Annotated in this window: 15 protein-coding genes; 11 read left to right on the plus strand and 4 right to left on the minus strand. The window is 73.2% G+C overall.

The genetic code is table 11. From position 1 onward, the window contains the following. Window positions 1-92: 92 nt before the first annotated feature. Window positions 93-3,590: a hypothetical protein gene (locus ACZ68P_RS28635; RefSeq protein WP_471011212.1), complete on the minus strand. Its 3,498-nt coding sequence runs from the start codon at window positions 3,588-3,590 to the stop codon at window positions 93-95. Between the two features lie 568 nt (window positions 3,591-4,158). Between ACZ68P_RS28635 and ACZ68P_RS28640 the strand changes: the two genes are divergently transcribed. Next, the gene (locus tag ACZ68P_RS28640; protein ID WP_471011383.1) at window positions 4,159-7,458 is read left to right on the plus strand and encodes a S8 family serine peptidase; all 3,300 of its coding nucleotides are present in this window, start codon (window positions 4,159-4,161) and stop codon (window positions 7,456-7,458) included. 105 nt (window positions 7,459-7,563) lie between these two features. Here ACZ68P_RS28640 and ACZ68P_RS28645 read toward each other — a convergent pair whose 3' ends face one another. Beyond that, entirely contained in the window at window positions 7,564-9,804 is a 2,241-nt protein-coding gene (locus tag ACZ68P_RS28645; RefSeq protein ID WP_471011215.1) for a glycoside hydrolase family 9 protein, read from the minus strand. Window positions 9,805-10,138: 334 nt separating this feature from the next. Here ACZ68P_RS28645 and ACZ68P_RS28650 point away from each other — a divergent pair, with 334 nt between their 5' ends. Both ACZ68P_RS28650 and ACZ68P_RS28655 read left to right on the plus strand, forming a co-directional pair. Continuing rightward, entirely contained in the window at window positions 10,139-11,266 is a 1,128-nt protein-coding gene (locus ACZ68P_RS28650) for a glycoside hydrolase family 12 protein (protein ID WP_471011216.1), read from the plus strand. A 174-nt stretch (window positions 11,267-11,440) separates the two neighbouring features. After that, a complete protein-coding gene (locus tag ACZ68P_RS28655; RefSeq protein ID WP_471011218.1) occupies window positions 11,441-12,553 on the plus strand; it encodes a lytic polysaccharide monooxygenase in 1,113 nt (370 codons plus the stop codon). Between the two features lie 98 nt (window positions 12,554-12,651). On the opposite strand, the gene ACZ68P_RS28660 is transcribed toward ACZ68P_RS28655, so the two are convergent. Further along, on the minus strand, window positions 12,652-13,536 hold the full coding sequence (locus tag ACZ68P_RS28660; RefSeq protein WP_471011220.1) for an alpha/beta fold hydrolase: 885 nt from the start codon (window positions 13,534-13,536) through the stop codon (window positions 12,652-12,654). Window positions 13,537-13,830: 294 nt separating this feature from the next. Beyond that, a complete protein-coding gene (locus ACZ68P_RS28665) occupies window positions 13,831-14,424 on the minus strand; it encodes a QsdR family transcriptional regulator (protein WP_471011223.1) in 594 nt (197 codons plus the stop codon). A gap of 425 nt (window positions 14,425-14,849) precedes the next feature. On the opposite strand from ACZ68P_RS28665, the gene ACZ68P_RS28670 reads away from it, so the two are divergent. From ACZ68P_RS28670 to ACZ68P_RS28705, 8 genes are all read left to right on the plus strand, one after another. Beyond that, window positions 14,850-16,115: an ROK family protein gene (locus ACZ68P_RS28670; protein ID WP_471011226.1), complete on the plus strand. Its 1,266-nt coding sequence runs from the start codon at window positions 14,850-14,852 to the stop codon at window positions 16,113-16,115. A gap of 379 nt (window positions 16,116-16,494) precedes the next feature. Continuing rightward, window positions 16,495-16,998 (plus strand): flavin reductase family protein, encoded by a 504-nt coding sequence (locus tag ACZ68P_RS28675; protein WP_471011229.1) that lies wholly within the window; start codon window positions 16,495-16,497, stop codon window positions 16,996-16,998. Window positions 16,999-17,045: 47 nt separating this feature from the next. Then, entirely contained in the window at window positions 17,046-18,110 is a 1,065-nt protein-coding gene (locus ACZ68P_RS28680; protein ID WP_471011232.1) for an ABC transporter substrate-binding protein, read from the plus strand. Next, complete coding sequence (locus ACZ68P_RS28685) at window positions 18,107-19,099, plus strand: ABC transporter permease (protein ID WP_471011234.1); 993 nt, start codon at window positions 18,107-18,109, stop codon at window positions 19,097-19,099. Before ACZ68P_RS28680 ends, ACZ68P_RS28685 begins: the two co-directional genes overlap by 4 nt. Further along, on the plus strand, window positions 19,075-19,860 hold the full coding sequence (locus tag ACZ68P_RS28690) for an ABC transporter ATP-binding protein (protein ID WP_471011235.1): 786 nt from the start codon (window positions 19,075-19,077) through the stop codon (window positions 19,858-19,860). Before ACZ68P_RS28685 ends, ACZ68P_RS28690 begins: the two co-directional genes overlap by 25 nt. Then, the gene (locus ACZ68P_RS28695) at window positions 19,844-21,229 is read left to right on the plus strand and encodes an LLM class flavin-dependent oxidoreductase (protein ID WP_471011237.1); all 1,386 of its coding nucleotides are present in this window, start codon (window positions 19,844-19,846) and stop codon (window positions 21,227-21,229) included. The genes ACZ68P_RS28690 and ACZ68P_RS28695 overlap by 17 nt, the downstream gene beginning before the upstream one ends. After that, window positions 21,226-25,128 (plus strand): ABC transporter ATP-binding protein, encoded by a 3,903-nt coding sequence (locus ACZ68P_RS28700; RefSeq protein WP_471011239.1) that lies wholly within the window; start codon window positions 21,226-21,228, stop codon window positions 25,126-25,128. The genes ACZ68P_RS28695 and ACZ68P_RS28700 overlap by 4 nt, the downstream gene beginning before the upstream one ends. Further along, entirely contained in the window at window positions 25,125-26,159 is a 1,035-nt protein-coding gene (locus tag ACZ68P_RS28705) for an aldo/keto reductase (RefSeq protein WP_471011242.1), read from the plus strand. Before ACZ68P_RS28700 ends, ACZ68P_RS28705 begins: the two co-directional genes overlap by 4 nt. The last annotated feature ends 84 nt before the right edge of the window (window positions 26,160-26,243 follow it).

Genomic DNA, 26,243 nt, shown 5'->3' on the forward strand with positions numbered 1-26,243 from the left:
GCGTGCCGGTATCCGCCGGCACGCCCGGCGGATCAGGCCGCCCACCGGTCCACGCACCATTGCCCGAGGGCTCGCCGCGATCGCCCCCGGGCTCAGGCTCCGCCCAGGTCGGTGGCGTACGCCGCCTCCCTGACCTCCCGCTCGGGGTGGCGGCGCAGTTCGACGACGGCCGCGCGGCAGGGGTCCGGCCAGCCCTGGCGGGACCCGAGGGCCGTGGCGAGTCCGGTGGCGAGGAGACCCTCAACAAGGCCGTGGTCGCCGCCCAGGGCGCGGATCGCGGCGAGGACGGGGGTGGGGTCGGCGAGCGGTGCGCCGTACCGGTGCGCTTCCTCCAGGTTTTCCGCCACCCGGACCGCGAGGACGGGGCGTCCCTCGATCGCGGCGATCAACTCGCTCAGCAGGGAAAGCAGTTCGGGCTCGGCCGCCTCCAGGTCGATCGCCCGCACGAGAAGGCTGGTGCGGGTGGCCGTGAGTGCCGGTTCGGCCGCCAGCCGTCGGGCCAGCTCCGCGCACATGCGGCGGTCATGGATCAACGTGCCGAGGAGGGCCTCCAGGCGACGGCGGGCCGGCAGGTCCCCCTCGCGTCCGCCGCCCTCCGGTTCGCCGGCCGCCATGAGTGCCAGAAGCCGGTCCACGACGTCGTGCAGAAGGCTGCCGGGCTTCAGGCCCCCGAGGGGATGGGGCAGTTTCGACTGGGCCAGTTCCGCCAGCCCGTAGCCCGCCCGCCGGGGGCCCAGCGGCGAGGTGAGATCGGTGTAGACGTCGACAAGGGCGGCGCCGGCCTCGGGCGTGCACCGCACCCAGTCCCGGAGGTCGAACAGGGCTTGGAGCGCCGTCTGTTCCTCGGCGAGGAAGGGCAGCCGGGCGATGATCCCGCCGTACCGCGACCGGTGGTCCGGGGAGAGGTCGGCCGGGTTCACGTCCAGGAGCGTCCGCCGGGCCGCCTCCGGTCCGTCGGCGGCCGCGGACTCCAGCAACGCCCACATCTCCTCGGCCGGCAGAAGCGTCACGGCCAGGCCGACGAGGGTGGTGTGCACGTCGGGGTGGATGCCCGGGGCGCGGCCCACGGTGGACAGGAGCGCGGTGGCGGCGCCCGGTGGCAGATGAGTGGCGGCGAGTCGGGCGGCCGCCTTGCGGACGGTGACCTTCACCCCGCTCTCGCGGGTCAGGACGTCTCGGAGGAGGGCCGCGACCCGGGTGGGCCGGGCATGGGCGGCGGCACGGCCGGCCGCGGACCAGGCCGCCACGGCCCCGTCGTCGCCGGCGTGGTCGAGCAGGGCACCGAGGGCCGAGGCCGGGTCGTCCGTGTGAGCGGCCGCGTCCAGAGCCGCTGCCGTCAGTACGGGCTCGGCCCGGCCGGTCGAGGCGGTGTACCGCCGGAGCACCGCCCGCCCGTGCTCCGGCACCGGCGCCACTGCACGCAGCAGCGCGGCGCGTTCGTCGAGACCTCTGCCGGGATCGGCGATGACGGCGGCGGCCAGCCGGACCGCGGCTCGCTGCTGCCGGGGCAGCCACCGGTCGGCGTGGCGGAAGGGGGGCAGCGGCCGGGATGTGCCGGCCGCCGGGAACCTTCCGCGCGAGGGCGGGCGCTCGGGCAGCGCGCGGTCCAGCAGGTCGGTGCGCTCCGCGGCGAGTACGGCGAGCACCTGAGGCACGAAGGCCGCTGAGGGCTCCCTCGTCAGCAGCTCGGCCACGCGGTCGCCACGGGTCGCGGGGTCAGCGAGCCAGGCCTTGGCGATCTCCCCGAAGTCCCGGTCCTGGCAGATGCGCAGGGCCTGGGCGAGACGGTCCTGGAGTTCCGGGACGCGGTGTGCCCGGTGTCCGCAGGATCCGACCAGCGCGAGCAGGGGCGTGACGTCCCCGCGGGCGGCGGCCCGGTCCAGCCACGGGCCGAGCGCGTCGAGCACGACGCGCACTCCGCCGCCGCCCGGCATGGCCTTGAGGGGGCCGAGATCCACCGTGCCGGTGTGCGCGGTCAGCGCCTCCACGATGCGGACGGCGGTCCGCAGGGCGGCGGTCCGCAGGGCCGCGGCATCGCCGTCGGCCGCCGGGTGTGCGCCGGCGGGTGCGACCGTGGTGTCCCCGCGGCCGGTCGCGGCCCCTTCCGCGGCGGTGGAGAGCAGGGTCACCGCCAGGGTTCGGATCGTGTCGCGGGTCGTGGACGAGCAGTCCCGGGCCCGCAGGGCGTCCAGGCACAACCGTTCCAGGGAGTCGGCCCCGGTGCGGCCCGACGCGGCGTCGCCGACTTCGAGGGCTGCCGTGATCAGCGGTGCCGGCAGGGCGGCGAAGGCGGACAGGGCATCCTCGCGTACCGGATCGCGCTCGTTGGTCAGCCGGCCGGCGGCCAGTGCCAGGACCTCCGCGACCTGCTCCGGGTCACGGGTGTGGCCGGCGTTGACCGTCAGCGCGTCCCAGATCGCCCCGCGTTCCTCGGGGTCACCCGTACCGAGAGCGGCCAGGAGTTCGGGGCGGGCCTCGGCGGGCGGCAGCAGGGCGAGCGCGCCCCAGAGTTCCCAGCACGAGGCGCGTCCGGCGCGACACGCCTCGGCCTCGGCGCGGGCCCGGGTGTGACGCTCGGTGGGCGGCAAGAGGGCGAGCACCTGCGCGTGCGCGCGGACGTGCCGGCGGGGATCACCGGCGGCGGCGACGGCGTCCACGAAGACGGGGCGGCGCGCCGGGGGGACCGACCGCAGCATGGTGTCGAAGGCCCCCCGGTGGAACCACCGGGCCCCGAGCCTCGGCAAGGATGGCGGATCCGCCGCCACCAGCTGCCGTATGACCGCCCGGCCGGGAGTCCGTTCCCACCGCGCGGCCGTCCGGCCGGAGTCGGCGAGCCAGCGCACGACGCGCTCGGCGTCCACCGCGACGAGGCGGCCCAGCCGGTCGCACACCGGACCGGGCAACTCGGCGGGGCCGCAACGCTCCAGCAGGTCCAGCACGCGTTCCGGCGCGGCAGGGAGGGCGGCGGCGATTCCGGTGGCGTGCTGCTTCCACCAGCGGTCGCGGAGGCGCTCGGGAAGGCCGCCGAGCTCGCGTGCCGCGTGATCGAGAACGGCGCCGGGATGCCGGACGGCCAGGGTGCTCCAGTCCTCGTACTCCGGCGCCCTGGCGAGTTCGGGCAGCAGCCGCGCGGTGAACTCGGGGGAACAGCCCGGCAGCAGACGGGCCGCGTCCCGGTCGCCGTACTCCGCGCGCACCCGGAGCACCAGCCGTTCGGCGAGTGCGGACCGCCGCCCGTCGCGCAACAGCCGTGCGAGGTCGGCGCGGACGACGGCGGGCGCGTCGTCGTACGCGGCCTCGATGGCGGCGTCCGGGACGGGGAATCGCCGGGCGCAGCGCAGTGCGTAGCGGCGCACCACCGGGTCGGGGTCGCCGAGCCGGGCCGCGAGGTGCTCCGGCTCTCCGCCGGCCAGGGCCGCCAGTGCGGCGAGGCGTCGTTCGTACGGGCCGCGCGCGTCCAGGGCCGTGAGGAGGGGCCGTAGTCCGCCTCGGGCGGCGAGCCGGTGTGCGGTGACGGCGGTGTACCGCAGTCGGGCGGCGTGGGGCAGGGGATCGAGAACGGCGAGCAGCTCGTCGGCAGTGGAGATCATCGCGGGCATTGTGCCTGACGGCGTGACCGCGTCCCATCGAATATCGCACCGGCCGCTCGGGGGACGCTCGCGCACCGCCATCCCGTCCCGGCGCGTCGGCTCCGCAGGGGTGCCGCGCGCCGGCCCTCGGCCGGATGGAGAGCACGTCCCCCAGGTGCGGATACAGCCAACTGGAGGGGGACGCTCCGTGCAGAGGGGAGGCGGTGTCCGAAAACGGGGCGGGGGCCGGTCGCGGGCCGCCCTCCGGAGGGATCGGTGGCGCCGGTGTCGCACAAGCATCGTCGCGGTGTCACAGAGCCGTCACACCGCCATCGCCGTCCCGTCGAACTGGGCGAACGCAGGTTGGCCTGAATGCATGCGACTCAACCCCTCACTCCCGTACCGGCGTTGATCACACCCTTGCCACCTCACATACTGCGCTGACCGGCGGCGGGCGCCCTCTGCGCCCCTGGCCGGAATCGACCACTCGACCTCATTCCAAGCTCCTGGGGGAGACTTGCGCGCACATGTGAAGAGAGCACTCACCTTCACCCTCGCAGCGGCCACATCGGTGGCCCTGGCGGCAGGCATGACCGGCCCCACGGCGGCGATCGCCGCGCACGCGGCGGCCGCACCGGACACCACGCGCGTCGCAGGCGGCGAGCGGATCCCGCTCATCACGGGCGACCACCTGGTGGTGGACGCCCACGGCCGGATGGTGGGCTTCGAGTCCGCCAAGGGCCGTGAGCACATACCCGTACAGGTGCGGCGCACCAAGGACCACACCCTGGTGGTGCCCAGCGACGCCCAGCGGCTGATCGCCGCGGGCAAGCTGGACCAGCGGCTCTTCGACGTCGACGAGCTCACCGAGCCGAGCCTGCGCAGGAGCCACCGCGACGGGCTCAAGCTGATCGTGCAGTACGAGCCGGGCGCCGGCGCCGCACGGGCCGAGGTGCGCTCGGCCGGCGACACCCGGTTGCGGCGCACCTTCCGCACCCTCGACGCCGACGCCATCCGTACCTCGCGCGACAGCGTGGCCGAGGTGTGGGAGGCGCTGACCGACCCGCAGAGGACCGGCGCGCGCTCCACCGCCTCCGGCATCGGCAAGGTGTGGCTGGACGGGGTGCGCCGGGCGAGCCTGGACCGCAGCGCCCAGCAGATCGGCGCCCACAAGGCATGGGAGGCGGGCTACGACGGCGCGGGCGTCACCATCGCCGTCCTCGACACCGGTGTCGACAAGACCCACGACGACCTCAGGACCCGGGTCGTCGGCGAGAAGAACTTCTCCGCCTCCCCCGACGCCGTGGACCGCGTCGGCCACGGCACGCACGTCGCGTCGATCGCCGCCGGCACCGGCGCGAAGTCCGGCGGCCTCTACAAGGGCGTCGCCCCCGGCGCCAAGGTGATCAGCGGGAAGGTCCTCGACGACGAGGGCTTCGGGGACGACTCCGCCGTCATCGCGGGCATGGAGTGGGCCGTCGCCGAAGGCGCGGACGTGGTCAACCTCAGCCTGGGCGGCGCCGACAGCCCCGGCGTCGACCCGTTGGAGGCGACGGTCGACCGGCTGACCGCCGAGAAGGGGGTCCTGTTCGCCGTCGCGGCGGGCAACGACGGCGAGTACGGCGACGCGACGGTGGGCTCGCCGGGAAGCGCGGACGCGGCGCTGACCGTCGGCGCGGTCGACAAGGACGACAAGCCGGCCGCGTTCTCCAGCATCGGCCCGCGCGTCGGCGACGGCGCCGTCAAGCCGGACGTGACCGCGCCCGGCGTCGCCATCACCGCGGCCGCCGCCCCCGGCAGCGCGATCGACACGCGACCGGGCACACCGCACCCGGCCCCTGGTTATCTGCGGATCGACGGCACCTCGATGGCCACTCCGCACGTGGCGGGCGCGGCGGCGATCCTGAAGCAGCGGCACCCGGGGTGGAGGTCCACGGAGCTCAAGGGCGCGCTGATCGCGTCCACCAAGGGCGGGAACCACAGCGCGTTCCAGCAGGGCTCGGGCCGTGTCCAGGTCGACAGGGCGCTGGCCCAGAGTGTGATCGCCGAACCGGTGTCCCTGACCTTCGGCATGGCGCAGTGGCCTCACACCGACGACCAGCCCGTCACCAGGAAGGTCGGATACCGCAACCTCGGGGCCGAGGACGTCACCCTCGACTTGTCGGTGTCCACGCTGGACCCGACGGGCAAGCCGGCTCCGGCGGGGTTCTTCACGCTGGGCGCCACCCGGGTGACCGTGCCCGCCGGCGGCAGGACCGAGGTCGACCTGACCGCGCACACCGGCGTCGGTGACGCCGACGGCACCTACTCGGGGTACGTCACCGCCACCGGCGCGGGCCAGTCCGTACGCACGGCCGCGGTCGCCGTCCGGGAGGTGGAGTCCTACGACGTCACGCTCCGCACCCTCGGCCGCGACGGCACCGACGCCACGGACTTCTCCAGCACCCTGACCGGGGTCGGCGGCCCCGCCGAGGGGTTCGAGACCCGCGTCGACAACGAGCCGGGCACCCACACGATCCGTGTGCCCAAGGGCTCGTACACCTTCAACACGGCCGTCTACGAGGACCCGTCGGACTACACCAAGGGCACCGACTGGATCGCCCAGCCCAAGCTGGAAATCTCCCGGGACACCACGCTCACCGCCGACGCGCGCCTCACCAAGCCGGTGGACCTGACCGTGCCCGGTCTCGACACGGCGGACTACGCGGGCACGTACTACGAGGTCGCGACCGACGCGGGCCGTGTCGGCAACGGCTGGGTCCTCAGGGGCTTCACCGGCTTCCGCACCGCCCATCTGGGCCCGGCCGTCACCGACGGCTCGCTCCTGCAGACCTGGGACGCGCACTTCGTCAAGGACGCCACCACCCAGTACGCGGTGGCCTTCGGCGGCAGGACCGGCACGGTCGCGACGGGCTACAGCAAGCACGTGAAGGCGAACGAGCTGGCCACGCTCACGGTCCGTCTCGGCGCGTCCGCGCCCGGTAAGAGCACGCTCGTCTCCCCCTATCCCCGCCTGCCGGGTGCCCCGGAGGGCAACGCCTTCTCCGCGTACCAGGCGGCGCCGGGGACCCGCACCTTCCTCGTCTCCACCGCTGACGGCGTCTCGTGGCTGACCCGGTTCCACCAGTTCGGCGAGCCCGACGCGTGGGGCTACCCCGCCTTCGAGGGCGCCTACGAGATGGTCCGGCCGAAGAGTTACGTCGCCGGCCGGACGTACCGGGAGACGTTCAACACGGGTGTCTTCGGCCCGCTCCTGGGCGAGGACATGGGCGTCTTCCGCACCGCGCCCGACCCGGCCACGGGCGAGCAGACGATCGTCGGCTCCCTTCCGCTCTTCGCCGACGGCGCGGGTCACGCGGGCCGCACGCCGCACACGTCGGCCACGACGGCGCTGTACCGCGACGGCGTCAAGATCGCCGGGAACGACGACCCGCTGACCGGCGAGAAGCCCTTCACGGTCGACGCCGCCGACGCCGCGTACCGGCTGACGACGTCCGTGGAGCGCTCGGTGAAGGTGGCCGCGGCCTCCACCCGTGTCGACGCCGACTTCACGTTCCGTTCGAAGCAGGTCACCGCCACCACCGCGCTCCCGGTGTCCACGGTCCGCTTCGCGCCCCCCGTCGACCTGGCCTCGCGCGCCACGGCGGGCGCGTCGGTCCTTGTCCCGGCGACCGTGCAGGGCGCGGCGGCCGGCACGAACCTCAGGACGCTCGCCGTGTCCGTGAGCTACGACGACGGGAAGACCTGGCAGGTCGTGAAGGTCGCCGACGGCAGGATCTCCGTGCGCAATCCGGCGAAGGACCGCGGCATCTCGCTCCTCGCCAAGGTCACGGACAAGCAGGGGAACACCTCGACGCTGACGATCCACAACGCGTGGTACGGCAGGTGACGCCCCCTCCGTGATCCGCGGCACCTGACAGGGGGTCACACCCCGGCGGTGTGGTGCCCGCCCCCGTCCGAGCGGCAGGGCCCGCTCGGACGGGGGCGGGCGGCGTCAGTCCTGGTCGGCCACGAAGGAGGCCATCCAGGTCAGGGCGGAGTTCCAGTTGATCGTGAGCTCGTTGGTCGACCAGGACTGGATGTCGTCGATGTAGCAGAACTGTCCGGTGCACCCTTGCAGTCTGCTCTGGGCGAGCGGGTCCTGGATGCTCGAGTTGGGACCGCCGGACAGCGATCCCACCGGCGGGTGGGGCAGCTTCGGGTCGAGCTGGCGGGCGTACCACCGGCTGTGCTGGTTCTGTGCGCTGACCTCGCCGAAGCCCGTGACGTACGAGATGTTCAGCGCGTTGCGGCCCAGGATGTAATCCATGCTCTCGACGGCCCCGTCGCGGTACTTCGCGCCGCCGGTGATGTCGTAGGCGGTGGCCAGGACGACGGCGTTGTTGAGGATCTGGTGGGTGGAGCCCCAGTCGTACAGGTGACCCTCCGGGGCGTACGGCATGCCGTAGGGATGGGCTTCCAGCGTGGCGAGGTAGCGGTCGGCCCCCTGGCGGACGGACTGGCGGACCCGGTCGCGGCCGGGCAGCCGGTTCGGAACGGTGGCCAGGGCGAGCCGGGCGGGGACGGCGGTACGCGCCCAGTCGAAGCTGATCGGTCCGAAGATGTCGGCGCTGTGGACCGGGGAGCTCAGGATGTGGTCCTGGAACTCCTTGCCCCCCGTGGTCAGGTACAGCTCGGTGGCCGCCCAGTAGAACTCGTCGGTGACGTCACGGTCGGCGTAGGTGCCGCCGCCGATGCCGTCGCTCTCGGAGGCCAGGACGTCGGGGTGGGCGAGGGCCGCGGTCCAGGCCTCGCGGGCCGCCGCGAGCGCTCCGGCGGCGAACACCGGGTCGTACGGCTTGTACAGGCGGGCCGCCTGGGCGGCGGTCGCCGCTAGGTTGAGGGTGGCCGCGGTGGTCGGGGGATGCAGTTCCCGCTTCTGCGGGTCGTCGGAGGGCATCAGCGGAAGCCCGGTCCACTGCTCGTCGTGGATCTTGTGGTGGACCATGCCGGCGAGCGGCTCGCCGTCCGGCACCTGCATCTTGAGCAGGAACTCCAGTTCCCAGCGGGCCTCGTCGAGAATGTCGGGGACCTTGTTGCCGCTCTCGGGGATGTTCAGCGTGCCGTCGCCCAGTCGCTCGGCCTGTCCCGTGCGGGCGAGCCGGGCGCGCTCGTAGGTGTTGAGCAGCTGCCAGACGGAGATTCCGCCGTTGACGACGTACTTGCCGTGGTCGCCGGCGTCGTACCAGCCGCCGGTCACGTCGAGCGCGTAGTCGCACTCGCCGGGCCGGCACGGGACGTTCCCGTCCCCCTGGTTCGGGGCGATGTCGACGTGCCCGGCCTCGCGGGCGTAGCCGGGCCGCAGGTCGCCCCGGATCGCGGCCCCGCTGCGCTGGGTGTAGTAGAACTTCGCGGCGTCCAGGCGGAGTTTCTCGTAGGCGGCGGTCCCGATGTCGAAGGGCCGGCTGGTCTCGCCGTCGGCGATCAGGGTGAAGCCGGCCCCGGCGCCGCGGTGCTCGCCGAAGTCGACCGAGTGGACGTTCTGCCCCGAGGAGGCGTCCACGCCGCGCGGCACGGTCCAGCCGCGCGCGACGACGGCGCCGGAGGCGTTCGCCAGTTTCCAGGGCAGCCGCTCGGTCGCGTCGGTGACCAGGGTGGCGTTCTTCGGCCCGCGGGGCAGGTAGGCGACCTGGTTGACGCGGACGCGAGGGCCGGTGTCGGGCTCGTACCGCTCCGGCGGCACCCCGCCCAGCAGGGACACGTCGTCGAGGCAGAACCGCCAGGGGTCGGCCCCGCCGCCGAGCTGGAAGGCGACCTGGCCCTGGGCGGTGTCGACGGGTGAGGCGAAGGTGTACGTGTAGGTGTTGCCGGAGACGCTCAGCTGCGGAACGACCTCGTAGTACGTGTCGTACGGCGCTGCCTGGAGGCCCACGACCGCGCGGACGGAATTGCCCTCGGGGGCCCCCGTCGCGCTGAAGCTGAACCGGTAGGACTCGCCCTTGACGAGCGTCATGTCGTTCTGGCCGACGGCGGCGTCCCAGCGGTTCGCCGTGCCGCCCGGCACATCGGCGCAGAGCCTCCCGTCGGACAGTCCGGCGGTGACGTTGTTCGTCCACCAGGCATCGGTCGACGTGTCGAAGGTGCCGTTCCTGACCTGCTCGACCTCGTCCGCCCCTGCCGGGTCGGCGGGCACCGCGATGAGGCCCGTGGCCAGGAGGGCCGTCAGGGAGAGCAGGGCGGTTCTGCGTCTTTTCACGTCGGGGCTCCTCGTGGGGGGACGGGACGTTTCACGGGAGCATTATGGGAGCGCTCCCACACCTGGCGAAGGACATCGTCGCGGTCGGGGCACGGGAACGTCAACGGCCCGGACAGGACTGGATCGACGAGAGGGAGGGAACGGCGGGAGCGGCACGCGGGCGCCGCGCCCCGCCCGGGGGCGCCTGTCGCGAGCACCCGAACCGGAAGGGTTGTCATGACCACCGCGAGCTCCTACAGTGCCCCCGAAACCGGTGTGGGAGCGCTCCCAGGGTCAACGGACGCGTGACCGCCCCGATCCCCCGGTCGATCCCCCGTCCCTAGAGAGGCCCCCCATGCGAGCGTCACCGCAACGCCCCGCGACCGCACGCGGCATGCTCGGCGCGCTGCTCCTCGCCCTCGCCACCGTCGTGGCCGTCCTGACCTCCGCGCCGGCGGCCCAGGCCGACACCCCGATCTGCGAGCAGTACGGCTCGACCACGATCCAGGGCCGCTACGTCGTCCAGAACAACCGCTGGGGCACCAGTGCGGCCCAGTGCGTCACGGCCACCGACACCGGCTTCCGGGTGACCCAGGCCGACGGCGGCGTGCCCACCAACGGCGCCCCCAAGTCGTACCCGTCGGTCTTCAACGGCTGTCACTACACCAACTGTTCGCCCGGGACCAACCTCCCCGCACGGCTCAGCGGCATCGCCGATGCCCCGAGCAGCATCTCGTACGGTTACGTCGGCGACGCCGTGTACAACGCCTCGTACGACATCTGGCTGGACCCCACGCCCAAGACCGACGGGGTGAGCCGGACCGAGATCATGATCTGGTTCAACAAGGTCGGTCCGATCCAGCCGATCGGCTCGCAGGTCGGCACCGCCACCGTGGGCGGGCGCGGCTGGCAGGTGTGGACGGGCAGCAACGGCTCCAACGACGTCATCTCGTTCGTCGCTCCGTCGGCCATCCCCAGCTGGAGCTTCGACGTCATGGACTTCGTCCGGGAGACCGTCTCCCGCGGCATGGCCGGGAACGACTGGTATCTGACCAGCATCCAGGCCGGCTTCGAGCCGTGGCAGAACGGCGCCGGCCTCACGGTGAACTCCTTCTCTTCGGCCGTGAACCTCGGGACCCCCGGACCCGGCCCCGGCGAACCCGGCCCGTCCAAGGCCTGCAAGGTGACGTACGCGCCCAACGTCTGGACCGGCGGTTTCACCGCCGACGTCACCATCGCCAACACCGGTTCGGCCCCCGTGGACTCCTGGACGCTGTCCTTCACCCTGCCCTCCGGGCAGCGCCTCACCAACGCCTGGAACGCCAGTGTGACGGGGACCTCCGGGACCGTCACGGCGACCGGCCTCGCGCACAACGCGCGGATCGCGGCCGGGGCCAGCCAGACGTTCGGGTTCCAGGGCTCCTACAGCGGCGCGTTCGCCCAGCCGTCCGGATTCAGCCTCAACGGCGCCGCCTGCGCGTGATCCGACCCGCTACTGGACCGGCTCACGCCTGAACCGATCCACCACCGAACCGCTCGTCCAGGGCCCGCCCCGCCACTTCCCCGCGAACCAGGGGCGGGCCTTCCGCACCGGACCGGACCGTCACCGCAAGAGGAGAACACCGACCGGACGACAACTCCCACACAAGGAGACACCATGGCTGGACACAGGAAACGACTCGCCTCCCTGGCGGCGGTGCTCGCGACACTGCTCGCCGGGATCGGCCTGACCTTGCTGGGCCAGGGCAGCGCACAGGCCCACGGCGTCACGATGATGCCCGGATCGCGCACCTACCTCTGCTGGCTGGACGCCAAGACCAGCACCGGCGCCCTGGACCCGACCAACCCCGCGTGCAGGGCGGCGCTCGACGAGAGCGGCGCGACCGCCCTGTACAATTGGTTCGCCGTACTCGACTCCAACGCGGGCGGGCGCGGGCCCGGTTACGTCCCGGACGGAAAGCTGTGCAGCGCCGGTGACCGGTCGCCGTACAACTTCACCGGATACAACGCCGCCCGCACCGACTGGCCCCGCACGCACCTGACGTCCGGGAAGACGATCCACGTCAGGCACAGCAACTGGGCCGCGCACCCGGGCTCCTTCCGGGTGTACCTGTCCAAACCCGGCTACTCCCCCGCCGCCGCACTGGGCTGGAACGACCTGGAGCTGATCCAGACCGTCACCGACCCGCCGCAGACCGGCTCGCCGGGCACGGACGGCGGCAACTACCACTGGGATCTGAACCTGCCCGCGGGCCGCTCGGGTGACGCGGTGCTGTTCATCCAGTGGGTGCGCTCGGACAGCCAGGAGAACTTCTTCTCCTGCTCCGACGTCGTCTTCGACGGCGGCAACGGCGAGGTGACGGGCATCCGCGGCTCGGGCGGCACACCGACACCGACCCCGACGCCCACCCCGACACCGGATCCCACGCCCACTCCGACACCCACACCCACCGACCCGCACACCGGATGCATGGCCGTCTACAGCGTGACGAACGCCTGGAACGGCGGTTTCCAGGGTTCCGTGGAGGTCATGAACCACGGCACCACCGCACGTGACGGCTGGGCAGTGAAGTGGACACCCGGCGCGGGAACCCGGGTCAGCAGCCTGTGGAACGGTGCGCTGAGCACCGGGGCCGACGGCACGGTCACGGTCAGGAACGTCGACCACAACCGGACCATCCCACCGGACGGCAGCGTCACCTTCGGGTTCACGGCGACATCGGCCGGCATCAACCTGCCGGCCGGCTCGATCACCTGCGTCAACCCGTAAGACCCGGGATGCGGCGCCCGCCCCCTCGTGCGGGGGCGGGCGCCGTCTGTCCGACGGGGCACGGGGCGCCGGCCGACGCGTGGAGGGTCAGGCCGGTGTCACGCCTCCGGCACCGTGCGCCGGGTGTTCTCCACGATCGCGCCGACGATCGTCGGCCACAGTGCGGACGGCAGGTCGTGCCCCATGCCGGGAATCGTCAGCAGCGTCGCTCCGGGAATCGCGGCGGCCGTCGCGTGGCCACCGCTCACGTCGATCAGGGGGTCGTCCTCGCCGTGGATCACCAGGGCGGGGACCGACGTGTGACGCAGCCGGTCCGCGCGGGACGGTGAGGCGCCGATGGCGGCGACCTGCCGGAGGCCCCCCGCGGGACGATGGGCCCGGTCGTACGAAACGGCGGCCCTCACCCGCAGTTCGGCCTCGTCGGGGGGAAAGCCCGGTGAGCTGATCGCACGCCGGGTCGCGACCGCGGCCTCTATCACCGCGTCCCGGGTTCCGGCGGGCGTCGGGGCGAGCAGGGCGAGGATCCCCGGCCGGGGACGTCCTACGGAGCGTTCACCCGTGGTCGACATGATCGAGCAGAGGCTGAGCAGCCGGTCTCCGTGATCGATGGCAAGCTCCTGGGCGATCATGCCTCCCATCGAGATGCCGACCACGTGCGCGCGGTCGATGCCCAGCGCGTCCAGAAGACCGACCGCGTCGTCGGCCATGTCCGAGATCACGTAGGGGGCGGCGCCGTCGTCAGCGCGGGAGAAGGGGGCGGCCGCGCTCGGTGCCGCCAGGTCGTCCAGGCTGGTGGACAGGCCCGAGTCCCGGTTGTCGTAGCGGATGACGTGAAAGCCGTGGTCGGCGATCATCCGGCAGAACCCGGTGTCCCAATGGATGAGTTGCCCGTACAGCCCCATGACCAGCAAGAGTGCCGGGTCACGGGGCGAGCCGATGGTGTCGTACTCGAGCTCGATACCGTTGGCGCTGGTCCGGGGCATGTGTCGCTCCTGTCAAGGGAGTTGTCGTGGTGTCCGTGCGACAACCTGCCGGCCCCGGCCGGGCACCGGGACCGGCGTGTGCCGCGGGCCCGTGCGGTCCGGCGGCGGTGGCCGCCGCGACCAGGCCGCCCGAGGGAGCGGACCTTCCGGGCATGGGGCGCTCCCTGCGGGGTGGAGGGAAGGGCGGAGGCGAGGGCTGCAACACGTGAGCAGATCGTTTCAGCGAAGGCCAATGAAACACATCGCGTATTTGTTTCGCAATCCCCTGCCGCGCGGCCCCGCGCGGCCCGGCTGTCAGGACCTGGGACGCAGGACACCCTCCACCAGGGCGTCGACGAGCGCGGTCGCGGCCGCGAGGTCCGGCTCCCGCGCCGCCACGATGTCGGCGTAGATGACCGCCTCGCCCAGGCGCACCGCGCCGTAGGCCAGTGTGTCGAGGTCCACGAGCGGGGTGAACCCGCCGTCCGCGACGTCGCGTTCGAGCATCCGTACGTAAGCGGTGACCATCCGGGGCTGCACCTTGCCGAAGGGGTCGGTGAGGATCCGCAGGGTGGTGACCGGCTCCTCGTCGAGCAGGCGCTGAAACCCGGCGTGGGCCACGATCGCCGCCGCGTACTCGTCCATGATCCGCAGAGTCCGCAGCTTGCCCTCGCCACTGCGTACGGCCGGCCCGTTGCTCTTCTCCCAACGGGCGGAGGCCGCCGCAAGGGTCCGCTCGGCCAGCCACCAGAGCGCTTCACCCGTCAGTTCCTCGCGGTTCCCCACCCGTCGGAAGAGGGTGGCCCGTGAGACGCCGAACCGGGCGGCCATCTCGTTCATGTCCAGACGTACGCCCTGGTCGATCAGGCGGGCGGCTCTACGGATGACGTCCTCGGCAGGTGCAAGCATGACGGACACCGTAAGCGGATCCGGCGCCCCCTCGTGCGGAGCGCCCGCGTACGAGGGATTCGCGGTCGCGTCCCCCGACGTCCATGATGCGGGCAGGCGTTTGACCTGATTGTGCGCTCACGGTTATGTTGCGCGCCATGCACCGATCCGCGCTTCTGACGACTCGAGGTCATGTCGACCTGAAGCGTGTGTGCTCCGCCGCGTGTCAGTGGTCCTGAACAGCGGCGTGTGAGCGGAGCGGGCTTTCCCCCTTCCGACCGGATCCTGATCCGGGCCGGCCCTCTTCCGCGCAGCGCCGCCGCGCACCTCCGAAGGGACGCTCCACCAAGGCCGATCCGTGCCGGGGCGCCCCGACGTCACCGGCCCCGCGCCCCCTCCCCCGGTGACGACCGTCCGCGCCGTCGCACAGGACCGGGAAGGCCCCCGTGGAGAGTTCCTCACCCCTCACCGCCCCTCGCCGTTCCGCGCCACTGCGGCGCGCGGACATCCCGCCGCCGCTGTCCGCCACGCGCCGGGCGTCGGGAGCCGGGGCCGTGCTGGGCGCCATCCTCGACCACGGACCGGTGGCCCGCAGCACCGTGGCCCGGTTGACCGGTCTCTCCCCCGCCGCGGTGAGCGGACACTGCGCGGTCCTGCTGAGCCGGGGGCTGATCCGTGAGGGGCAGGAGACCGCCGGCCCTCGGGGACTCGGCCGCCCGCACGTTCCCGTCGAGGTGGACGCCGACCGCTACCTCGTGGCCGGTGCCCATGTCGCCGTCACGCACACGACGTTGTCGCTGATGGACCTGCGCGGCCGGGTCGTCGCCGAGGAGCGGCGCCCGCACGGGTCGACACGGGCCGGTGCCGTCCTGGAAGGTCTGGCGGCGCGGCTGCCCGGATTCGTGGCGGCGCACGGGGCCGGCAGGACCGTGCTCGCGCTGGGGGCGGCGACCGGCCACTGGGTCGACCCGGGGGCGGGTGTGGTCGTACGCCACCCCCAGCTCGGCTGGCGCGGTGTGGCGGTGCGCGACATCCTCGCCGACGCGACCGGGCTGCCGGTCCATGTCGACAGCCACGCGCGGGCGTTGGCGCGCGCGGAGCAGCTCGTGGGGCAGGCGGCGACACGGGCGAGCGCGGTCCTGCTCTTCGTGGGCGCGGTGGTGGACGCGGCGTTCGTGACGGCGGGGGCCGTCCACCAGGGGCCTCGCTCCGGGGCGGGGAACGTCGCGCACCTGCCGGTCGGCGGGCCGGGTGACGGGGGCGGCGCCTCGCCCTGCGTGTGCGGTGTTCCGGGGTGCCTCCAGTCGGCGGTGTCCGAGCCGGAGATGGTGCGACTGGCCGCGGCGGCCGGCCTTCGGGCGCCGTCCTTTCCCACCCTGCTGGAGTGGGCCCTGGAGGGTGAGCCGAGGGCGCGGGAGGTGTTCCTGCACCGCGCCCGGCTCGTCGGCCGGGCGGCCGCCGTGCTCGTGGACATGTTCGACCCCGAGGTGCTGGTCGTGGTCGAGCCGGGCGCGGGCAGGCTGCCGGAGTGCCTCGCGGCGCTGCGGGCCGAGGTGGCCGAACGGTCGTGGGTGTGCGACGACCCCGAACGGCGGGTGTTTCCCAGTTCCTTCACCGGCTCGGTCCTGGCGACAGCCGGTCCGGCCGTGGCGCTGGGGGCGCTCTACGACGATCCGCTCGGCCCCTGGCCGGCGCTGCCGGCCGTCTCCTGAGCCGGTGCGACACCCCTGCGGACCCGCACCGACTTAATTCAGGGAGTTGCATTGTTGACCGGGTCGGAGCGGGGATCGGAAAATGGATTCATGAGCAGCCCGCGATGGACTTTCCGGCCCGTGCCCACGACGGCACGTTGTTGTTGATCCCATCCCGCGCCTCTCGTTGACCGAGGTCTGATCCGCCGACTCCGGCGGAATTCCCCGGGCTTTCCCGCCGGCCGACGTCGCCGCGCCTTCCCACCGATTTCTTCGCGCCGTCCGCCCAGGGCGATCCGTCGTGCCCTGATGTCCGTGTCATGGCGACGCCGTCTCGCGCCGCCTTCCCTCGTTCCGGCCGCCTTCGGCCGTCCCGCGCCTTCATCGACCAGGAGGAAATGTGTCCGTCTCCGTGTCCTCGCCCCCCGCGGCCGACCTCTCCCCCGACCGCTTCAAGCAGGCCTTCCGCGCGTACCCGGCGGGCGTCGTCGTGGTCACCACCGACGCCGGCCAGGGGCCCGTCGGTTTCACCGCGACCTCGCTCACCTCCCTCTCCCTCAGCCCGCCGCTCGTCTCCTTCGCCATCGCCTCCGGGTCGTCGTCCTGGCCGCACGTCGAGCGGGCCCGCACCGCGGTGGTCAACTTCCTCGGGTCCGACCAGGAGCCGCTGGCCAGGCGGTTCGCGACGAGCGGCATCGACCGGTTCGCCGCGCCGACGGCGTGGCACCGGCTGCCGGAGGGCGAGCCCGCGCTCGCCGGCGTCGCCGGCCGACTGCTGGTCGCCGTCGAGGACCTCGTCCCCGCGGGGGACCACCGCATCGTCATCGCCCGGGTCGTGGAGTCGTGGCAGGAACCGGGGCGCCGGCCTCTGCTCTTCCACGACGGCGGCTACCTCGCCGTCTGACGCACCTCCTCCTCCCCGCCCTCGGCTCTTCCCAGAACAGGACCTCCATGTCACCCGTTCCCGCTCCTCCCCTCCTCGGTCGCAGAGGATTCCTCGCCCTCTCGGGCGGTGCGGCTCTCGCCGCCGCCGGGTGCGCGCCGCCACCTTCCGCCGCGCCCGGCGCCGCCTCCGTCAAGGCCCTTTCCACCGCGCCCCCGCCGCCCGGTACCGCTCTTTCCGTCGCCGTACGCACGTCGCGCATTCAGCTTGCCGAAGCCGGCCTGCTGAAGGAATTGCCGTTCAAGGTGTCCGAGTGGCCGAATCTGTCGGCGGGGCCGGACATCATCCAGGGATTCCGGGCGCGCTCGATCGACCTGGCGAGCAACGCGGGAATTCCCCCGATCCAGGCCGACGCGATCGGGGTGCGGGCGCGGATCGTGGCGGTTCAGCTGCGCAGGAAGCCGACCTACGTGTTCGCCACCGCCCCCGGATCGTCGATCGCGCGGACGGAGGACTTCCGGGGGAAGAAGATCGCGTTCTCCCAGGGGCAGGCACAGGGTGTCGTGGTGCTGCGCGCGCTGAAGAAGGCCGGGATCCCGCACAAGGACGTCACGCTGGTGGCCCTGCCCAGCACCCAGTTCCTCACCGCCCTCCAGTCGAAGCAGGTGGACGTCGCTCCGCTCGGCGAGCCGACCCTGACCAAGTACCTGGACCAGTACCGCAAGGACGGCGCTCGCGACGTGCGGACCGACGTCGTCGACCTGCTGACGGTCCTGTGGGCCCCGGCCGAGGTGCTGGACGACCCGGCGAAGGCCGCGGCCGTCCGCAGCTTCGTGCCGCTGTGGGCGCGCGGCTCGGTGTGGGCGTGGGAGCACTCCGACCGCTGGATCGACGCCTACTACGTCAAGGACCAGGGCGTCTCCCGCGCGGACGGCAAGCGGATCGTCGCCTCCCTCAACGAGCCGCACTTCCCGGCACGCTGGGACGAGGCGATCGCCTGGGAGCAGGAGACCGCCGACCTGCTGGCCGAGGGCGGCTTCGTCCCCCGCTTCGACGTGTCCAGGCTCTTCGACCGCCGGTTCGAGGGCCTCGCGGCCCAGGCCGTTCCGGCTCGGTACCGGGAGGCGACATGAGTGAGGCGCTGTCCCCCACGGGGACCTCGCGGGGCGTGGCGGTCGCCGAGGACCGCGCCACGGCCGTCGTCGACGACAGCCGGACGCACGGGGGTGTCGCCCCCGGGGCGGCGTCCGGCGGGACCGGTGAGGCGCCCGCGCCCACCGGACGCGCCACCGGCACCTCCCCGACGGGCCACGGCGGCACGACGCGGCCCCGCCGAGCCGGCCGGCGACGGCGGCTCGGTCCCGGACGTCCGGTGCCGCTGGGAAGGCTGCTCGGGCCGGCGCTGATCCTCGCCGCGTGGTGGGCCGCCTCCGCCGCCGGGGTGCTCGATCCGCGCATCCTCTCCGGCCCCGCGAGCGTGGTCACCACCGCCGCCGACCTGGTCGCCGACGGACGCCTGCAGGGCAACGTGCTGGTCTCCCTGCAACGCGCGGGCCTGGGCCTCTTCTTCGGCGTGCTCGCCGGTGTCGCCCTGGCCGTGGTGGCGGGCCTCAGCCGCACGGGTGAGTACCTCGTCGACGGGCCCCTGCAGATCAAACGGGCGATCCCGTCCCTGGCCATGCTTCCGCTGCTGATCCTCTGGCTCGGCATCGGCGAGGACATGAAGGTCACGGTCATCGCGCTCGGCGTGGCCGTGAACATGTACATCAACACCTACGCCTCGCTCACGAGCATCGACAGCCGTCACGTGGAGCTCGCCGAGGTCCTGAGGCTGAGCCGTGGGCGGTTCGTACGGAAGGTCGTGATCCCGGGGTCCCTGCCGGGGTTCTTCGTCGGGCTGCGCCTGGGCGTCACCTCGTCCTGGCTGGGTCTGATCGTCGTGGAGCAGATCAACGCGACCAGCGGCATCGGCTACATGATGTTCCAGGCCCAGCAGTACGCCCAGTCCGACGTGATCATCGTGGGTCTGGTGGCGTACGGCGTCTTCGGGTTCGCCTCCGACGCCCTCGTCCGTGCGATCGAGAGGAGGGCCCTGTCATGGCGACGCACGCTGGCGGGCTGACCGAGGCACCACCGGCCGTCCGGACCCGGCGGCTCGTCCGCCGGTTCGGCGAGCGGGTGGTCCTGGAGGACGTCGACCTGGACCTCGCTCCGGGCGAGTTCACCGCGCTCCTCGGGCGCAGCGGTTCGGGCAAGTCCACGCTGTTGCGCGCGGTCGCCGGTCTGGACCACGGCGTCGACGGCTCCGGTGAACTCGTCGTACCCGACCGGGTGTCGCTGTCGTTCCAGGACTCGCGCCTGTTGCCCTGGCTGCGCGTGCTGGAGAACGTGGTGCTGGGGCTGCGCGGCCCCGGCGCGCGGGAGCGCGGGCTGACGGCGCTGGAGGAGGTCGGGCTCGCGGGGCGGGAGCGGTCCTGGCCGCACGAACTCTCCGGAGGGGAGCAACAGCGCGCCGCGCTGGCCCGCGCTCTGGTGCACGACCCCGAACTCCTGCTGGCCGACGAGCCGTTCGGCGCGCTCGACGCGCTGACCCGGATCAAGATGCACGGTCTGCTGCGCGAGCTGTACGAGCGCCACCGGCCGGCCGTGCTGCTGGTCACCCACGACGTCGACGAGGCGGTCGAGCTGGCCGACCGGGTCCTGGTCCTGGAGGACGGCCGGATCTCCCTGGACCTCGCCGTCGACCTGCCGACCCCCCGGACCCGTCGGGACCCCCGGTTCCAGGAGTACCGCGACGCCCTGCTCACCGCGCTCGGCGTGACGACGCCGGCCGCTCCCCCGTACGACCTCCAGAAGGAGAAGTCCCATGCCGCGCACGCCTGACCGCAAGCACCTCCACCTCAACGCGTTCCTGATGTCGGTGGGTCACCACGAGGCCGCCTGGCGCCTGCCCGAGAGCCCGGCGCAGGGCGGGACCGACCTCGCGCACTACCAGAACCTGGCCCGGATCGCGGAACGGGGCAAGCTGGACTCCGTGTTCCTCGCCGACAGCCCCGTGCTCTTCGGCGACCCGGGCCGCCGGCCGTCGAGCAAGCTGGAGCCGACGGTGCTGCTGACGGCACTGGCCGGGGTCACCAGCCGGATCGGCCTGATCGCCACCGCCTCGACCAGCTACAACGAGCCGTACAACCTGGCCCGGCGGTTCGCCTCGCTGGACCACGTCTCCGGCGGGCGGGCCGGCTGGAACATCGTCACCACCGCCGGGGCCGAGGCCGCCCGGAACTTCGGCCTCGACGACACCCCGCTGCACCACGAGCGGTACGAGCGGGCGGCCGAGTTCGTGGACGTGGCCACCAAGCTGTGGGACAGCTGGGCCGACGACGCGGTCGTCGCGGACAAGGAGCGCGGCGTGCACGCCCTGGCGGAGCGGGTGCGGCGCGTCGAGCACCGGGGCGCGTACTTCCGCGTCGACGGGCCGCTGAACGTGGAGCGGTCGCCCCAGGGCTACCCCCTCCTCGTGCAGGCGGGTTCGAGCGAGGACGGCAAGGACTTCGCGGCCCGGTACGCCGAGGCGGTGTTCACGGCGCAGCAGACGCTGGAGGACGGCATCGCGTTCTACAAGGACGTGAAGCAGCGGGCCGTGGCCCTCGGCCGCGACCCCGACGGCGTCAAGATCCTCCCCGGGATCGTGCCCGTCATCGGCGACACCGAGGCCGAGGCGCGGGAGCTGGACGCCGAACTCGACCGGCTCATCTCGCCCGAGTACGCCAAGCGTCAGCTCGCGCAGAAGCTGCGGATCGCACCGGAGGACCTCCACCTCGACCGGGAGCTGCCCGAGGACATCCCGACCGAGGACGAGATCGAGGGGGCCAAGAGCCGCTACACCCTGATCGTGGACCTCGCCCGGCGCGAGCGCCTGACGGTGCGCCAACTGATCGGACGGCTGGGTGGCGGCCGTGGCCACCGGACCTTCGCGGGCACGGCCGAGCAGGTCGCCGACACCATCGAGCACTGGTACGAGAGCGGTGCGGCGGACGGGTTCAACATCATGCCGGCGGTGCTTCCGTCGGGCCTGGAGCGGTTCGTCGACCGGGTGGTGCCGCTGCTCCAGGAGCGCGGCCTGTTCCGTACCGAGTACAGCGGGACGACGCTGCGCGACCACTACGGGCTCGCGCGTCCGGACAACCGGCACTTCGACCCGTCCGCTTCCGGTGCGGGCCGGCCGGCCGACGTGCTGGTGGACGCCCGGTGACCGGTTGTCCCCCTCGGGGTCCGTCCGGGCCGGCCGCCGCGACGGTGGCCGGCCCCGGCCGGCCCCGCCCGGCCGGGTGGGCGCGGCGGCTCCTGGGCTACTGCCTGCGCCACCGGCGTGATCTCGTCCTCGCCTACGGCGCGGCGGTCGTCGCGGCCGTGGCCACCGCGACGCTGCCGCTGGTGCTGCGCCATGTCGTCGACTCCGTGGCGGCCGGGACGGCCGGCTCGCCCGCCGCCTGGTGCGCCCTCCTCGTCTCCCTCGGAGCCGTCCGCCTCGTCGTGAGCTTCACCCGCCGCTACCGTTCGGGAAAGGTGTCGCTCGGGGTCCAGTACGACCTGCGCAACGACGCGTTCGCCTCGCTCGTGCGGCTCGGCGGGTCCAAACAGGACGAGCTGCGCACCGGGCAGGCCGTGAGCCGGTCCATCTCGGACATCACCCTGATCCAGACGCTGCTGCAGTTCCTGCCGAACCTCACGGGCAACATCCTGATGTTCCTGGCCTCCGTGGTCCTCATGGCGGTCCTGTCGCCGCTGCTGACGGCCGTGGCCCTGGTCGTGGGGCCGCTGCTCTGGCTGATCGCGTTCCGCAGCCGCCGGGACCTCTTCCCGGCGAACTGGCACGCCCAGCAGGAGGCGGCCGAGGTCGCCTCCGCCGTGGAGGCCACGGTCACCGGGGTGCGGGTGGTGAAGGGGTTCGGTCAGGAGCAGCGCGAGCTGGCCGGGCTCGACCGCCGTGCCCGCCGTCTGTTCGCCTCCCGCCTGCGGGTGGTGCGCTACACCAGCCGTTACAACCCTGCGCTGCAGGCGGTCCCGGCCCTGGGGCAGGTGGGCGTGCTGGCTCTCGGCGGGTGGATGGCGCTGGACGGCCGCATCTCCCTGGGCACCTTCCTCGCCTTCACGACGTACCTCGGCTCGTTCGTCACGCCGGTACGGCAGTTGGCCACCCTGCTCACGGTGTGGCAGCCGGCCCGTGCGGGCGCCGTGCGGGTCCTGGAGGTCATCGACGAGACGTCCGGTCTGACCGGGGCCGCCGACCCGGCGCAGCTGCCGGACGGAGCGCCGGCGGTCGCCTGGGAGGACGTCATCTTCGGGTACGGGACGGCGGAGCCGCTGCTGCGCGGCTTCTCGCTCGACATCCGGCCGGGTGAGACGGTCGCCCTCATCGGGCTCGCCGGCTCCGGGAAGTCGACGGCGGCCGCGCTGCTTCCCCGCCTGTACGACGTGACCGGCGGCCGGGTCCGGGTCGGCGGCCACGATGTGCGGGACCTGTCGCTCGACGCGCTGCGTGCGCGGATCGGGTTCGTCTTCGAGGAGTCGCTGCTGGTCTCCGACACCGTGCGGGCCAACATCGCCTACGGCTCTCCCGACGCCGACGACGCGCGGATCCGGGCGGCGGCGCGGCTCGCCCGCGCCGACGAGTTCGTCGAGCGGCTGCCCGACGGGTACGACACGGTCGTCGGCGAACAGGGGCTGACCCTCTCCGGAGGTCAGCGGCAGCGGATCGCGCTCGCCAGGGCGCTCCTCGCCGATCCGGCGGTGCTCGTCCTCGACGACGCCACGTCGGCCGTCGACACACGGGTGGAGGCGGAGATCCACGAGGCGCTGCGGACGGCGGCGCGCCGGCCCACCACGCTGATCGTGGCGCACCGGCGCTCCACGCTGGAGCTGGCGGACCGGATCGCCGTCCTGGACCGCGGGCGGGTCGTCGACACCGGCACGCTCGACGAACTGCGCTCCCGCTCGCCGCTCTTGCGGTCTCTGCTGTCGGCTTCGGAGCAGACGTCCGCCGGGGCCGAGGACCGGCAGGCTCCGATCGCGGACGACTCCGTGGCCACCGCCTCCGCCCCCGGCACGGCCCCCGCCGTCACGGCGGAGCTGTGGCGGCGCGACGAGGACGGCGCATCGGACGACGAGGGAGGCGACGCGGCGGTCCGGGCCGCCCAGGCGTTCGCCGAGGCCGCGGCGACCGCCGGACCCGGCCGGGGCGCGCCGGGCGGTGGCGGACTGCTCGGTTCCGCGCCGCCGGACCCGGAGGTCCTCGCCGGGCTGGCCCGGCTGCCGCTCCCCCGGGCCGATCCGGGACTGTCCGTCGAGACCGCGTCGGCCGCCGAGCCGGACCTGACGCTGGGCCGCCTGCTGCGGCCCGTCCGGGCCCCGCTGCTGCTGGGGCTGCTCCTGGTCGCGCTCGACGCGCTGGCGCAGATCGCCGTGCCGGTGCTCGTACGCCACGGGGTGGACGGCGGAGTGGTCCGGGGCGCCCGTGACTCCCTGCTGGCGGCAGCGGCGGCGGCCGCCGTCGTCGTGGCGGCGAACTGGGTCGTCGGCGTCCTGCAGGTCCGCACCACCGGCCGCACCGGCGAGCGCCTGCTGTACACCCTGCGGGTCAAGACCTTCGCCCAGCTGCAGCGGCTCGGACTCGACTACTACGAGCGCGAGTCGGGCGGCCGGATCATGACCCGGATGACCACGGACGTGGACGCCCTGTCCACCTTCGTGCAGACCGGTCTCATCACGGCCGTGGTGAGCGGGCTGACGATCGTCGGCGTGCTCGCCGCCCTCCTGGTGATCGACGCCTCGCTCGCCCTCGTGCTGGTGGCCGTGGTGCCGGTGCTCGCCGTCGCGACGGCGGTCTTCCGCCGTCATTCCGTCCCTGCCTACCGGGAGGCCCGCGAGCGGGTCAGCGTCGTGAACGCCTCGCTGCAGGAGAACGTCGCCATGATCCGGGTCACCCAGATCTTCCGCCGGGAGGAGCACAACGCGCGAATCTTCGCCCAGCTGGCGGGCGAGTTCCGGGACTCCAGACTGCGAGCGCAGCGGTACATGGGTCTCTTCTTCCCGTTCGTGGAGTTCCTGGGGACGCTGTCCGCCGCCGCCGTGCTGGTCGTCGGGGCGGGCAGGGTGACGGACGGCCGGCTGACCGCGGGCACGCTGATCGCGTTCCTGCTGTACGTGGAGCTGTTCTTCGCTCCCATCCAGCAGCTGTCGCAGGTGTTCGACGGCTACCAGCAGGCGGTCATCGGCCTGTCGCGGCTGCGGGCCCTCATGCGGACGCGCACGGGCACACCGCCCGCCGCGGACCCGCGCCCGGTCGGCCGGCTGCGCGGGGAGGTGGAGTTCGACGGGGTGTCCTTCGCCTATCCCGGGGGGCGCGAGGTGCTGAGCGACCTGCGCCTGAGGATCGCGCCGGGCGAGACCGTCGCGCTCGTGGGGACGACGGGGGCCGGGAAGTCCACCGTCGTCAAACTCCTGGCCCGTTTCCATGATCCCTCCTCGGGCCGGGTCCGGGTCGACGGGGAGGACCTGCGGGGGCTCGACCTGGCGGGTTACCGGCGCCGGCTCGGCCTTGTCCCGCAAGAACCCCACCTCTTCAGCGGGACCGTGCGGGACGCCATCGCCTACGGCCGGCCGGACGCCCCGGACGCCGACGTGGAGGCTGCGGCGCGGGCCGTCGGCGCCCATGAGATGGTCGCGGCGCTCCCCCGGGGCTATCTGCAGCAGGTCGGGGAACGGGGGCGCAACCTGTCCGCCGGCCAGCGGCAGCTCATCGCCCTGGCACGAGCCGAACTCGTCGACCCCGACGTGCTGCTGCTGGACGAGGCGACGGCCTCGCTCGACCTGGCCACCGAGCGGCGGGTGACCGCCGCGACGGCCGCCCTGACCAGACGGCGTACCACGGTCGTGGTGGCGCACCGGCTCACCACCGCCGCGCGCGCCGACCGTGTCGTGGTGCTCGACGGCGGCCGGATCGCCGAGAGCGGCACCCACGAGGAACTCCTCGCCGCCGACGGCCCCTACCGCAGGCTCTGGGACGCCTTCCGCGACGGCTCCCCTTCCTCGGACGCGGGAGCCACCCGCCTCCACTCCACCGATCACCTCATGCAGGAGAGTGCACGATGACGCAGTACCGCAATCTGGGCCGTACGGGCGTGAAGGTCAGCCCGCTGTGCCTGGGCACGATGATGTTCGGCGCCCGGGGCAACACCGATCACGAGGACGGCGTACGGATCATCCGCCGCGCCCTCGACGCCGGCATCAACATCGTCGACACGGCCGACGTCTACTCCGCGGGCGAGAGCGAGACCATCGTCGGCAAGGCCCTGGCCGGTGGCCGCAGGGACGGCGTGGTACTCGCCACCAAGTTCCACGGAAGCCTCGGTGACGGCCCGAACGAGCGGGGCAACTCCCGCCGTTGGATCATCCAGGAGGTCGAGAACAGTCTGCGCCGCCTGGGCACCGACTGGATCGACCTCTACCAGGTGCACCGGCCGGAACCGGAGACCGACTTCGACGAGACCCTCGGCGCCCTGACCGACCTGGTGCGCCAGGGCAAGATCCGGTACATCGGTACCTCCACCTTCGAGGCGTCCGCGATCGTCGAGGGCCAGTGGATCGCCGAGCGCCGAGGGCGCGAGCGCGTGGTCACCGAGCAGCCGCCGTACTCGCTGCTCGCCCGCGGCATCGAGCGGGAGGTGCTCCCGGTGGCCCAGCGGTACGGCCTCGGGGTCCTCGCCTGGAGTCCGCTGGCGGGGGGCTGGCTGACCGGGCGCTACCGCAAGGGCGCGGAGCAGCCCCACTCCAGCCGTTCGGACCGGCAGGCCGAGCGCTTCGACATCGCGGCCCCGGAGAACGCCGCCAAGCTCGACGCGGCGGAGGCGCTCGCCCGGCTCGCCGAGGAGGCGGGCCTGACGCTGGTCCAGCTCGCGCTCGCCTTCGTCCTGGAGCACCCGGCGATCACCTCGGCCATCATCGGCCCGCGCACCTTCGAGCAGCTGGAGGGCCAGCTCGGCGCGGACGCCATCCGCCTGGACCGGGACGTCCTCGACCGGATCGACAAGATCATCCCTCCGGGTACCAACCTCTCCGCCCGGGACGCGGGTTACGTCCCGGCATCCCTCGCCGAGCCGGAGCTGCGCCGCCGCGGCGCCTGACGGACAGGGGCCCGGCGGGGGGCCTGCTCCCCGGCGGCCGCCCTGGGTGCGGTCCTCACCGTAACGGGGCCCGTTACGGTGAGG

It is taken from the genome of Streptomyces sp. NPDC036822 (genome assembly GCF_055609145.1).